The following is an 11,987-nucleotide window of genomic DNA, read 5'->3' as shown; positions in this document are numbered from 1 at the left end:
CCGTCCCGACCGGGAATGCCGTACCACCACCGGCACCAACATTAGGCAGCGTCGGGGTCGCCAGGGTGACGCTGACGTGAAGATCGTGTTTCATGCGTCCCGGTGCAGACCGCCCGCCACCTGCTCGGCAACCAACTCGTAGGACCGCACCCGGTCGGCGACGTCGTACACGAGCGTGGTCAGCATCAGCTCGTCCGCGCCGGTGCGTTCCACCAGCTCGGTGAGCTGCCGGCGCACCGTCTCCGGCGAGCCCATCGCCTGACCGTCGCGGCGTTGCAGGACGAACTCCCGCTCGATCTCGGAGTACGGGTACGCCGCCGCCTCGTCGGGCGTCGACAGCGGCTCCGGCCGCCCGGAGCGCAACTTCAGGAACGACAGGGCGCTCGGCCCGGCCAACCATTCGGCCCGCTCGTCGGTCTCCGCGCACACCGCGTTGACCGCCACCATCGCGTACGGCTTGTCCAGCCACTGCGACGGCCGGAAGTTCTGCCGGTACAGCGCCAGCGCCGGCAGGGTGTTGGCCGAGCTGAAGTGGTGCGCGAACGAGAACGGCAGACCCAGCAGGCCGGCGAGCTGGGCGCTGAAGCCGCTGGAGCCCAGCAGCCACACGGCCGGCTGCTCACCGCGGCCCGGCGTGGCCACGATCTGCCCCGGCTTAGCCCCGCTGAAGTAGTTCATCAGGTCGGCCAGTTCACGCGGGAAACCCTCCGCGGACAGGCCCTCCATGGTGCGCCGCAACGCCAGCGCGGTCACCTGGTCGGTGCCCGGGGCCCGCCCGATGCCCAGGTCGATCCGACCCGGGTGCAGGGCCTCCAGGGTGCCGAACTGCTCGGCGACCACCAGGGGCGCGTGGTTGGGCAGCATCACCCCACCCGACCCGAGGCGGATCGTCGACGTGTTCGCCGCCAGGTGCGCCAACAGCACCGCGGGGGCGGAGCTGGCGATCGCCGGCATGTTGTGGTGTTCGGCCACCCAGAACCGGTGGTAGCCCAACTCCTCGGTGCGGCGGGCCAACTCGGTGGTGGCCTCCAGGGCCGCGCCGACGGTGGTGCCCTTGGCGACCGGGGCAAGATCAAGAACAGACAACGGTACGGTGATCACACGGTCAGCCAACCCGTCACCGACCGGCTTTGTTCCGGCATGCGGGTTTTCGTCGGCCACCTCACCCGCCGCTCAGCCCATCCCGCGCGCCTGCTCGAAGATCAGACTGGTCTGCGTGTGCTGCACCACCGGATCCACCGCCAGATGGTCCAGCACGAAGTCGCGCAGCGCGTCACCCGACGCCGCCCGCACGTGCAGCACGTAGTCCTCCGCGCCGGCCACGTGGAACACCGACACCACCCCCGGCAGCCGCACCGACCGGGCCCGGAAGGCATCCACCGCCGCCCGCTCGTGCGCGGTCAACCGCACCGACACCAACGCCTGCAACGGCAGGCCGAGCGCCGCCGGATCCACCTCGGCGTGAAAACCACGGATCGCACCACGCTCGCGCAGCGCCCGGGTACGCGTCAGACACGTCGACGGCGCCACCCCCACCCGCTCGGCGAGGGCGTTGTTCGGCAGGCGGCCGTCGGCGGCCAGCTCGCTCAGGATGGCGCGGTCCACCTCGTCGAGGGCCGGATACGGCCGCACATCGTTCGGCTCAGGAGACATCCGGCCATCCTCGCCCGAATCCTTCGCTGAAACCACCGCGCCCGACAGAATCATCTGCCGAGCCGTTGCTTCGCAGGCGGAAGATGTTCGACGCTACCCGGCATGACAACGATGGACACCCGGGCCGTACACGCCGGTCGCGACGACCTCCGCACCCTCGGCGTGCACGTACCGCCCATCGACCTGTCCACCACCAACCCACTGCCCTCGGTCGACGACGGCGGCGCCGCGTACGAACAACTCGCCACCGGCGGCACCCTCCCCAGCGAGGGCGGCGCCGTCTACCAACGACTCTGGAACCCCACCGTCGCCCGCTTCGAAAGCGCCCTCGCCGAGCTGGAAGGCACCGCACAGGCTGTCGCCTTCGCCAGCGGCATGGCGGCCCTCACCGCCACCCTGCTCGCCGCCGCCCGCGACGACCGCCGGCACGTCGTCGCCGTCCGACCCCTCTACGGCGGCACGGACCACGTCCTCGCCACCGGCCTGCTCGGCACCACCGTCACCTGGGCCCGCCCCGACGAGGTCGCCGCCGCCATCCGACCCGACACCGCGCTCGTCATCGCCGAGACGCCCGCCAACCCCACCCTCGACCTGGTCGACATCGCCGCCCTCGCCGCCGCGGCCGGCGACGTCCCGCTGCTCGTCGACAACACCGTCGCCACCCCCGTCCTGCAACAACCCGCCCGGCACGGCGCCGCCCTCGTCCTGCACAGCGCCACCAAGAGCATCGGCGGGCACGGCGACGTCCTCGCCGGCGTCGTCGCCTGCGACGACACCTGGGCCACCCGACTACGCCAGGTCCGCGCGGTCACCGGCGCGATCCTGCACCCACTCGGCGGCTACCTGCTGCACCGCGGCCTGCAGACCCTGCCGCTGCGCGTGCGCGCCCAACAGGCCAGCGCCGAGAAGCTCGCCGGCTGGCTCGCCGGCCACCCCGCCGTACACCGGGTGCACCACCCCTCGGCGAACGACCCGGCGGCGCTGGTCGGGCGTCAGATGTCCGGACCCGGCAGCCTGCTCGCCTTCGAGGTACGCGGCGGCGCACCCGCCGCGGCCACCGTCGCCGGCGCCTGCCAGCTCATCACGCACGCGGTGTCCCTCGGCGGCGTGGACACCCTGATCCAGCACCCCGCCTCGCTCACCCACCGCCCCGTCGACGGCGACGCCAAACCCGCCGCCGGTCTCCTGCGCCTCTCGGTCGGCCTGGAAGACCCCGAGGACCTGCGCGCCGACCTCGCCCAGGCCCTCACCACGATCGCCTGACCGGCGGCCGGTCCACGATCGCCTGACCGGCGGCCGGTCCACGATCGCCTGACCGGCGGCCGGTCACCGCAGCTCGCGGTTGCCCAACACCCGCGTCGGCGAGCCCTGCCGGGCCACCCGCAGCATCGCGCGACCGATCCCGTCGGTGGTGGTGACCTGGTTCGGCAGCAACCGCCGCAGCACCGGGACGAGTGGGCGCGTGACCGCGTACGCCAACCGGTACCACCGGGTCTTCGACACCGCCCCGTACGTCGGCTGGATGAAACCCGGTCGCGCCGCGTAGCCGTTGGGCAGCAGCTCGATGATCGCGTTCTCGGCGCGACCCTTGACCCGCGCCCACATCACCCGGCCCCGACCCGACGAATCGGTCCCCTGACCCGAGACGTAGACGAACGTGACCTGCGGGCTCACCTCGGCCAACAGTCGCGCCGCCGCGAGCGGGTAGTCGTAGCTGACCTTCGTGTACGCCGCCTCGTCGAGGCCCAGCGAGGAGACCCCCAGGCAGTAGAAACAGGCGTCCACGCCGGTCAGCTCGCCGCGCACCGGGTCCAGCTCGCCCACGTCCGCGACCGTCAGCTCCCGCAGCTTCGGATCCTGCCGGCCGGTCGGCCGCCGGCCGACGGTCACCACCTCCCGCACGTCCTCGGCGAGCAGGCACTCCCGCAACACGCCCTGGCCGACCATGCCTGTCGCGCCGAAGATGACCACCCGCATCAGTTCCCACCCCTGTCGTCGACCCGGTAACCGGCCATCCGCCCGCGCGTCGATCAGGCTCCCACGATCGGCACGACCCACGCGAGGCGCGGCTCAGGTCTTCGGGCCGACGTGCCGGTCCAGCGCGGCGACCGCAGCCCGCCGCGCCACCGAGAGCGAGTTGCGCCGGTTCATCCGCCAGGCGATGCCCAGCAGGTCGAGCGCCCACTGGCACAGCGCCATGATGTCGGCCGACTCGTTGACGAACATGTAGCGCGGATAGACGTAATGCCGCCCTCGGGTGGTGACTCGGTTGGCAGTGCGGCAGCCGTCGGAGTGGAACAGCCCACGCAGGAAATCGCCCGGGTGTCGTTCGAGGATTGGTCGCTGCCAGTCGGTCAGGACGATGGGGCGCTCGTGCTTCTTGCCGGGGCCGTGCTGCGGGAGCAGGCACGGCCAGTGGGTGCCGCTGCTCTCGATCGAGATGCAGCCCTGCTTGGGGATCCTCTGCACACGCGCGGCGAGCACTGCGAGCATGGCGGCCTCGCACGCGTCGGTGAGATTCGGATAGATGGCCGTGCAAGCGATTCGGAGCACCGGGACCTTCGGTGACATGGCCAGATGACCGTCGCCCAGGTAGAGACCGAGCAGGTAGGCATAGGCGGCGGGCTCCGTCGGATTCTCGACATCCGGCCGGCATCGGAAGCACCGTAGCTCCGTGCCGCGCTTCACCGGTTCGGGTCGATCGACGCACCAGTGCCAGACCGTGGCGTACGGCAGGGAGAGCGTGCGAGCTACTTCGTGGATGTTGTGTCCGCGAGCGCGGAGGGCGCGGGCCCGTACGCGCAGTTCAGATGGGTGCACAGCACGATTTTGGAACAGCCGTACGACACTTTTGGTGCCCCCGGTGGGATTCGAACCCACACTGTCGGAGGTTTGAGCTCCGCTTCTCTGCCGGTTGGAATACGGGGACGCTTGGCCGAATGCTGTGGTGGCCTCCCATAGGTTACCTACTACGCTGAGGGCGGTGACACCCGGCTGGGCGGGTGACGCGTTCGAACTGGTGGGGGTAGGGCTGGTGGCTGAGATGCCGACGGATGCCGAGCGCAGGCGCGTGTTGATCGCCGAGGATGAGGCGCTGATCCGGCTGGACCTCGCCGAGATGCTTGTCGAAGAGGGTTACGAGGTGGTGGGGGAGGCCGGTGACGGCGAGACAGCCGTCCGCCTCGCCGAGGAGCTGAAGCCCGATCTGGTCATCCTCGACATCAAGATGCCGATCATGGATGGGCTGGCCGCCGCCGAGCGGATCGCCGGCGCCCGGATCGCTCCGGTGATCATCCTGACCGCGTTCAGCCAGCGTGACCTGGTGGAGCGGGCGCGGGCGGCGGGCGCGATGGCGTACCTCGTGAAGCCCTTCCAGAAGAGCGACCTGGTCCCGGCGGTGGAGATCGCGCTGTCGCGCTACTCCGAGGTCGCGGCCCTGGAGGCGGAGGTCGCGAGCCTGACCGACCGCCTGGAGATCCGCAAGGCGGTGGAGCGCGCCAAGGGCGCGTTGATGACCACGTACGGGATGACCGAGCCGCAGGCGTTCAAGTGGATCCAGCGCACGGCGATGGACCACCGGATGACCATGAAAGAGGTCGCCGAGCGGATCCTCGCGGAGACCGCCGGCGGCGAGGTGTCGCAGCAGCCGACTGTCTGAGTCCCCGACCCGCGCGAACCGGCCGCGCCGGGCCACCGCGCGCGGCCTGCGGTGGTTAGCATCGGCCGGTGTCCGTCCGACGGGTGATCGCGGTGTCCGGCCTCTTCGCGCTGCTGCTCGCCGGGTGCGACGGGCCGAGGGCGCCCGGCGACGCCGAGTCGACGCCGGTCGCCGCGCCGGCGCTGCGGCCGGATTGGCAACCCCTGGCGCTGCCGGCGCCGCCCGGTGGCGCGGGCCGTCCTCTCATCCGCGACGCGACGGCGTGCGCGGGTCGCTGGTTCGTGGTCGGTGGCGTGCTCGACGCCCAGGGCGGCACCCGACCGGCGGCGTGGACCAGTGTGGACGGTGCGACCTGGACGGTGCGGCCGGTGCGGCCGGATTCCTTCTACGGTCGGCAGAACGTGTTCCTGTCGGCGGCCTGCCGGGACGGGAGGGCGGCGCTGATCGGCGCCAAGGTCGGCGGCGCGCACGGCAACCCGCGGGTGAGCACGTGGCGTCAGGTGGCCGATGGCGCGTTCGTCGAGGTGCAGGCGTCGTTCGAGACGTACGGCGGGCCGAAGGCGGTGAACGTCTCCCGACTGACGGCCGGTGCGGCGGGCTGGTTGATCGTCGGTAACCGTTCGGCGGGTGCGGCCTCCTGGGTGTCGTCGCCGGACGCGGCGGAGTTCGCGTTGGTCGAGGGCGCGCCGGAGTTGGCCAGTGACGCGGTGGGGGTGACCTGGGCGTTCGACGCGGTGGCGACGTCCGCGGGTTGGCTGGCGGTGGGGGGAATGCTGCCGGCCGGTCGGATCGACCGTGACCCGGCGGTGTGGTCGTCGCCGGACGGGCGCTCGTGGCGGCGCACGGTGTTGCCGGGCGGGTCGGAGTACGAGGAGTTGCAGCGGGTGACGCTCGTCGGCGGGGTGCCGGTGGCGGTCGGGCTGCGTGGGGGGACGTTCGGCGCGTGGCGGCAGGAGGCCGGGGGCTGGGTGGCCGGTGGGACGTTCGGGCGGTGGGCCGGGGCCGGGGTGCAGGCGGTGGCGTCGCTGGTGTCGTCGGGGGATCGGCTGTTCGCCGCGGTGACCGACGGGGCGCGGCACTCGGTGTGGGTGTCGACGGATCGGGGTGGGTCGTGGCGGGAGGTCACGATGCCGCTCGACGTGCCGGCGGGCGTCGATCGGGACGTGACGCTGGTGGCGGTGGGTGACCGGTGGTGGTTGGCGGCGGACGACGGCACGCGAGCCGGGTTGTGGTGGGCCGCCGGCCCGGGAGTCTGAAAGCCGACGGTGCCCCGAGGTGCCACCCCCGGCCGCCAGAGTTGACGCTGCTTCCGCTGCTCAGCGGGGGTTTTTTCGGCGGGCAGGGGTCCCCGTGAGCGCGGGCGGACTGCGCCCGGGCGCGGGCTTAAGGACCGATTGACGGATTCACCTGTTACGGGCATCGACATGATTGCCCACGTCTTCGTAACGGTTTCGCAGACCCAGCCTTCAGGCCTTCCGGGACGGTATGTCGTGTCGGTACGCTCCGCCATCACGAGCCGTAACGCAGGGGGAGTCCCTGCGGGGTGGGTGGAATTGCGGTCTGCTGCTGTCGCCGTCGCAACGGGTCAGCCGCGTCCGCATCTGGAGGAGGTCAGGAAGCCGTGAGGCGAAGCTATGTACGGGCGCTGGGCGCGGTTGCGCTCGCCGCGACCCTGGTGGTCTCGGCTGGTTGCCAGGATTCTGGTGGCGGCGACGATAAGGCCGCGTCCGGTGACTGCGGTGGCAAGATCGCGATCTTCGGCGCGTTCACCGGTGACAACGCGGGTCTGGTGATCCCGTCGCTCAACGGTGCGAATCTCGCCCTGGAGCAGTTCAACGCGGCGAACCCGAACTGCAAGGTCACCATGCAGCAGTTCGACACCCAGGGTGACCCTGCGGTGGCGACGCCGTTCGCGAACCAGATCGCGGGGGACAACTCGTTCCTCGGTGTCATCGGTGGTCACTTCTCCGGTGAGTCGGACGCGACGATGCCGATCTACCAGGCCGCTGGCCTGGCGATGGTCAGCCCGTCGGCGACCCGCACGGACCTGACCCAGAAGGGCAACACGTCCTTCTACCGGGTGGTCGGCAACGACGGCACGCAGGCCGGCGCGGTGGCGAGCTACCTGAAGACGCAGAACGCGCAGAAGGTCTTCCTGGTCGATGACGCCAGCGCGTACGGCGCGGGCATCACCGAGGAGCTGGGCAAGCAGCTCGGCCCGCTGATCGTGAACAAGGACAAGATCCAGGAGCGGCAGGCGCAGTTCGACGCCACCATCTCCAAGATCAAGTCGGCGCAGGCTGACTTCGTCTTCTACGGCGGCTACACCCGTGAGGCCGCTCCGCTGGTGAAGCAGATGCGTGCCGCAGGTGTCCAGGCCAAGTTCGTCGGCCCGGACGGTCTCTACGACCCGGCGTTCCCGGCGGGTGCCTCCGGCGGCGCCGAGGGCGCGATCATCACCTGCCCGTGCCTCCCGGCTGACAAGGCCGGCGGCACCTTCTCGGCCGACTACCAGAAGAAGTTCGGCATCCCGCCGGGCTCCTACGGTGCCGAGGGCTTCGACGGCGCGACGATCTTCCTGGACGCCTTCAAGGCCGGCAAGAAGACCCGGGCGGACATCCTGGCGTTCGTCAAGGCGTACGACAAGCAGGGTGTGTCGAAGTACATCAAGTTCGACTCCAAGGGCGACGTCGACCCCTCGAAGGTCGTCATCTGGGCCTACCAGATCAAGGGCACGGCTATCGAGGCGCTGCAGGAGCTCAAGCTCAGCTGACGCCCACGAAATGGAGTGCGGCCGGGGTGTCTCACCCCGGCCGCACTCGATTCAAGGAGACCCCCGGTGCATTTCGATGAACTGATCGGCCATCTCGGCCAGCACACGGTCGATGGCCTGTCCAAGGGCGCCATCTACGCCCTGATCGCCCTTGGTTACACCCTCGTCTATGGCGTCCTTCGTCTGATCAACTTTGCGCACTCCGAGGTCTTCATGGTCGGCACCTTCTCGGTGCTGATCCTGTGGACCCAGCTCGGGGTGCAAAATAACCCGCCCATCGGCCAGGCGATCCTGCTCCTGGTGCTTGGCCTGGTCGTCGCGGCAGTCGCCTCGGGCGGCACCGCTCTGGCGCTGGAGCGGATCGCGTACCGGCCGCTGCGGCGTAAGAACGCGCCGCCGCTGATCTTCCTGATCACGGCGATCGGTCTGTCGCTGGTCTTCGTGGAGCTCTTCGGGCAGGTGCTGCCGAAGCTGCTCGGTGGCGTGCTGCCGGAGGCGTTCGGCCGGCCCCGGCAGATCGTCGGTATGCCGACGATCATCCAGCAGGAAACCCTGTTCACCATCGGCAACACGGCGATCACGAACATTCAGCTGATCGTCTTCGTCGCGGCGGTGGCGATGATGGCGGTGCTGGACTGGTTCATCAACCGCACCCGCTACGGCCGGGGTGTGCGGGCGGTGGCCCAGAACCCGGAGACCGCCGCGTTGATGGGCGTCAACCAGGAACGCGTGATCATGCTGATCTTCGTGCTGGGTGGCATCATGGCCGGCGCCGCCGCGCTGTTGTGGAGCATGCGGTTCGGCTTCACCCAGAACAGCATCGGCTTCGTGCTGGGCCTGAAGGCGTTCACCGCCGCGGTCCTGGGCGGCATCGGAAACCTGCGCGGCGCGCTGCTCGGTGGCCTCTTCCTCGGCATCGTCGAGGTGTACGGCGCCACGCTCTTCGCGTCCAACTGGGAGGACGTCATCGCCTTCGTGGTGCTGATCGTGGTGCTGATGTTCCGGCCCACCGGCCTGTTGGGTGAGTCGCTCGGGAGGGCCCGCGCATGATCGACAAGATTCGCTCCGCAGACCGCCGCCGGGTCGGCATGCTGACCTCCATCGGCGACCGCTGGCGGGCGCTCACGAAGTGGCAGCAGGCCCTCGGGCTCGCCGCCTTCGTGGCGATCCTCTACTACCTGCCACTGCTCGGCATCCCGGGCCTGACCTGGTTGCGTACCGACTCGATCGAGGGCGGTAACAACTGGGCCGGTGTGCTCTTCATCTGCGCCATCTACGTGCTGGTCGCGATCGGCCTGAACGTGGTGGTCGGCCTCGCCGGCCTGCTCGACCTCGGCTACATCGGCTTCTTCGCCATCGGGGCGTACAGCGTTGCGCTGTTCGGTTCGGTGAACTCGCCCGTGGTCAAGTGGATCCAGCAGGAGTTCAACCTGCCGCCGACCTGGGCGGTGACCTGGGCGATCTGCCTGTTCATCGCGATCGTGCTGACGATGATCTCCGGGGTGCTGCTGGGCTGGCCGACGCTGCGCCTGCGCGGTGACTACCTGGCCATCGTGACCCTCGGCTTCGGCGAGATCATCCGGATCGTGGCCCGCAACGCCACCGGCCTGACCAACGGCCCGGTCGGCATCTCGGCCATCCCCGGCCCGGAGGGCGCGCCGTCGCCGGACAACAAGGTCTTCGGTCTGATCGACGCGAAGCCCTGGTACTGGTTGGCGATCACCTTCGTGCTGGTCATGGTGTTCCTGGTCCGTCGGCTGGAGCACAGCCGGGTCGGTCGGGCCTGGTTGGCCGTCCGGGAGGACGAGGACGCCGCCGCGGTGATGGGCGTGTACCCGTTCAAGTTCAAGCTCTGGGCGTTCGCCATCGGCGCGGCGCTCGGCGGCCTGTCCGGCTTCCTGTTCGGCAGCCGGAACGCGTTCATCGACCCGACCCAGTTCAACGCGAACCTCTCGATCCTGTTCGTCGCCATGGTCGTGGTCGGTGGATCCGGCAACATGATCGGCGTCTCGCTCGGCGCGGTGCTGCTGGCGTACCTGCCGGAGCGGTTCCGCGACTTCGCCGACTACCGGTGGCTGGTCTTCGGTCTGGCCATGGTCCTGGTGATGATCCTGCGTCCGCAGGGCCTGGTCCCGAGTCGGCGGCGTGCCCGCGAGTTGAAGGACCGCGCGGCAGAGGCAGAGGAGGCGCCCGCTCATGTCTGACCAGCCCACCAGCACCGCGACGCCGAAGATCCCCACCCAACCGGGGCCTCGGTCGGTGCTGCTCGAAGTCGACGACGTCACGCTCCGCTTCGGCGGTGTGGTCGCCCTCGACAAGATTAATTTCCAGATCTACGAGGGCGAGATCCTCGGCCTCATCGGGCCCAACGGTGCCGGTAAGACCACCAGCTTCAACGTCATGACGGGGGTCTACAAGCCGACCTCGGGGGCCGTCCGGTTCCGCGGCCAGCGGGTGACCGGCCGCAAGCCGCACCAGATCAGCCAGTTGGGCATCTCCCGCACGTTCCAGAACATCCGTCTCTTCCCGGAGATGACGGCGCTGGAGAACGTGATGGTCGGCACCGACTCGCGGCACAAGACGAGCGTGCCCGGCGCGCTGTTCCGGCTCTACCGGGTGCGCCCGAAGCCGGAGGAGTTGCCGCAGGTCACCGCCGCGTCCGGGATCGTCCGGACCTGGCAGCAGGTGCGCCTGTCGGCGGCGAAGATCTTCGGTCTGTCCCGGCACATCCTGGAGGAGCGGGCGGCCGAGGCCAAGGCGCTCGAGTTGCTGCGCTTCGTCGGGATCGCCGACCGGGCCAACGACGAGGCGCGCAACCTGCCGTACGGCTACCAGCGCCGACTGGAGATCGCCCGAGCGCTGGCCACCGAGCCGAAGCTGATCTGCCTGGACGAGCCGGCCGCCGGCTTCAACCCGGCGGAGAAGGAGGAGCTTCTCGCCCTGATCCGGCAGATCCGTGACAAGGGCCTGACCGTCCTGCTCATCGAGCACGACATGCGCCTGGTCATGGGGGTCACCGACCGGATCGTGGTGCTGGAGTTCGGCCGCAAGATCGCCGAGGGTGCGCCCGAGGAGGTCAGCCGCGATCCGAAGGTGATCGCCGCGTACCTGGGGGAGCCCGCCGATGACGCTGCTTGAGCTGGAGAACGTCGCCGTCGCGTACGGCCGGATCGAGGCGTTGCACGGGATCAACCTCACCGTCAACGAGGGTGAGGTGGTGGCCCTGATCGGCGCGAACGGCGCCGGTAAGACCACCACCATGCGGGCCATCTCCGGGACCCGGTCACTCGCCGACGGGAAGATCACGTTCAATGGCGAGGACATCACCAAGCTCCGCGCCGACCTGCGGGTGGTCCGGGGGCTGTGCCAGTCGCCGGAGGGTCGGCAGATCTTCCCCGGCATGACGGTGCTGGAGAACCTGGACATGGGGGCGTACACCCGGCGGGACTCCGCCGGCGTCGCCGCCGACCTGGACCGGGTGCTGACCCTCTTTCCGCGGCTGGCCGAGCGGCGCAAGCAGGCCGGTGGCACCCTCTCCGGCGGCGAGCAGCAGATGCTCGCGGTCGGACGGGCGCTGATGAGCCGGCCGAAGCTGCTGCTGCTCGACGAGCCGTCGATGGGTCTGGCCCCGTTGGTGATCCGGCAGATCTTCGACATCATCACGGAGATCAACCAGCAGGGCATGACGATCCTGTTGGTGGAGCAGAACGCCCAGCAGGCGTTGTCGCGGGCACACCGCGGCTACGTGCTGGAGACCGGTCGGATCGTGAAGGAGGGGTCCGGTCAGGACCTGCTGCACGATCCGTCGGTCAAGGAGGCGTACCTCGGCGTTGCCTGAGGCCGCGTGACGACGAGGCCGGCCGGCGAGGATCACCTCGCCGGCCGGTCTCGTTTCGGACGGGC

At 69.9% G+C, this 11,987-nt stretch carries 12 protein-coding genes and 1 tRNA gene; 8 read left to right on the top strand and 5 right to left on the bottom strand.

Going from position 1 to position 11,987, the window contains the following annotated elements; translation table 11 throughout:
- Nucleotides 1-90: 90 nt before the first annotated feature.
- Complete coding sequence (locus ACLQ29_RS14810) at nt 91-1,113, bottom strand: LLM class flavin-dependent oxidoreductase (protein WP_425772149.1); 1,023 nt, start codon at nt 1,111-1,113, stop codon at nt 91-93.
- A gap of 60 nt (nt 1,114-1,173) precedes the next feature.
- Nucleotides 1,174-1,653: an Lrp/AsnC family transcriptional regulator gene (locus tag ACLQ29_RS14805; protein WP_393363145.1), complete on the bottom strand. Its 480-nt coding sequence runs from the start codon at nt 1,651-1,653 to the stop codon at nt 1,174-1,176.
- A 102-nt stretch (nt 1,654-1,755) separates the two neighbouring features.
- On the opposite strand from ACLQ29_RS14805, the gene ACLQ29_RS14800 reads away from it, so the two are divergent.
- Nucleotides 1,756-2,916 (top strand): trans-sulfuration enzyme family protein, encoded by a 1,161-nt coding sequence (locus ACLQ29_RS14800; protein ID WP_425772148.1) that lies wholly within the window; start codon nt 1,756-1,758, stop codon nt 2,914-2,916.
- A gap of 63 nt (nt 2,917-2,979) precedes the next feature.
- On the opposite strand, the gene ACLQ29_RS14795 is transcribed toward ACLQ29_RS14800, so the two are convergent.
- The 3 genes from ACLQ29_RS14795 to ACLQ29_RS14785 form a co-directional block, all read right to left on the bottom strand.
- Nucleotides 2,980-3,630: an epimerase gene (locus tag ACLQ29_RS14795; RefSeq protein WP_425772147.1), complete on the bottom strand. Its 651-nt coding sequence runs from the start codon at nt 3,628-3,630 to the stop codon at nt 2,980-2,982.
- A gap of 93 nt (nt 3,631-3,723) precedes the next feature.
- The gene (locus ACLQ29_RS14790) at nt 3,724-4,473 is read right to left on the bottom strand and encodes a transcriptional regulator (RefSeq protein WP_425772146.1); all 750 of its coding nucleotides are present in this window, start codon (nt 4,471-4,473) and stop codon (nt 3,724-3,726) included.
- Nucleotides 4,474-4,505: 32 nt separating this feature from the next.
- A tRNA-Leu gene (locus ACLQ29_RS14785) sits at nt 4,506-4,582 on the bottom strand.
- Between the two features lie 105 nt (nt 4,583-4,687).
- Between ACLQ29_RS14785 and ACLQ29_RS14780 the strand changes: the two genes are divergently transcribed.
- The 7 genes from ACLQ29_RS14780 (at nt 4,688) to ACLQ29_RS14750 (ending at nt 11,922) form a co-directional block, all read left to right on the top strand.
- Nucleotides 4,688-5,311 (top strand): ANTAR domain-containing response regulator, encoded by a 624-nt coding sequence (locus ACLQ29_RS14780; protein WP_088991522.1) that lies wholly within the window; start codon nt 4,688-4,690, stop codon nt 5,309-5,311.
- 68 nt (nt 5,312-5,379) lie between these two features.
- A complete protein-coding gene (locus tag ACLQ29_RS14775; protein ID WP_425772145.1) occupies nt 5,380-6,567 on the top strand; it encodes a hypothetical protein in 1,188 nt (395 codons plus the stop codon).
- Nucleotides 6,568-6,932: 365 nt separating this feature from the next.
- Nucleotides 6,933-8,084 (top strand): branched-chain amino acid ABC transporter substrate-binding protein, encoded by a 1,152-nt coding sequence (locus ACLQ29_RS14770; protein ID WP_425772144.1) that lies wholly within the window; start codon nt 6,933-6,935, stop codon nt 8,082-8,084.
- A 66-nt stretch (nt 8,085-8,150) separates the two neighbouring features.
- Nucleotides 8,151-9,134, top strand: coding sequence for a branched-chain amino acid ABC transporter permease (locus tag ACLQ29_RS14765; protein ID WP_425772143.1), 984 nt, complete (start codon nt 8,151-8,153; stop codon nt 9,132-9,134).
- The gene (locus tag ACLQ29_RS14760) at nt 9,131-10,288 is read left to right on the top strand and encodes a branched-chain amino acid ABC transporter permease (RefSeq protein WP_425772142.1); all 1,158 of its coding nucleotides are present in this window, start codon (nt 9,131-9,133) and stop codon (nt 10,286-10,288) included. Before ACLQ29_RS14765 ends, ACLQ29_RS14760 begins: the two co-directional genes overlap by 4 nt.
- Nucleotides 10,281-11,222: an ABC transporter ATP-binding protein gene (locus ACLQ29_RS14755; protein WP_425772141.1), complete on the top strand. Its 942-nt coding sequence runs from the start codon at nt 10,281-10,283 to the stop codon at nt 11,220-11,222. The genes ACLQ29_RS14760 and ACLQ29_RS14755 overlap by 8 nt, the downstream gene beginning before the upstream one ends.
- Nucleotides 11,209-11,922 (top strand): ABC transporter ATP-binding protein, encoded by a 714-nt coding sequence (locus ACLQ29_RS14750; RefSeq protein ID WP_425772140.1) that lies wholly within the window; start codon nt 11,209-11,211, stop codon nt 11,920-11,922. Before ACLQ29_RS14755 ends, ACLQ29_RS14750 begins: the two co-directional genes overlap by 14 nt.
- The last annotated feature ends 65 nt before the right edge of the window (nt 11,923-11,987 follow it).

This window comes from Micromonospora sp. DT228 (assembly GCF_049841595.1).
In the GTDB taxonomy this organism is placed as follows: Bacteria; Actinomycetota; Actinomycetes; order Mycobacteriales; family Micromonosporaceae; genus Micromonospora.
Note: the sequence above shows the minus strand (reverse complement) of the source record. Positions and strands in the feature narration are given on the sequence as shown.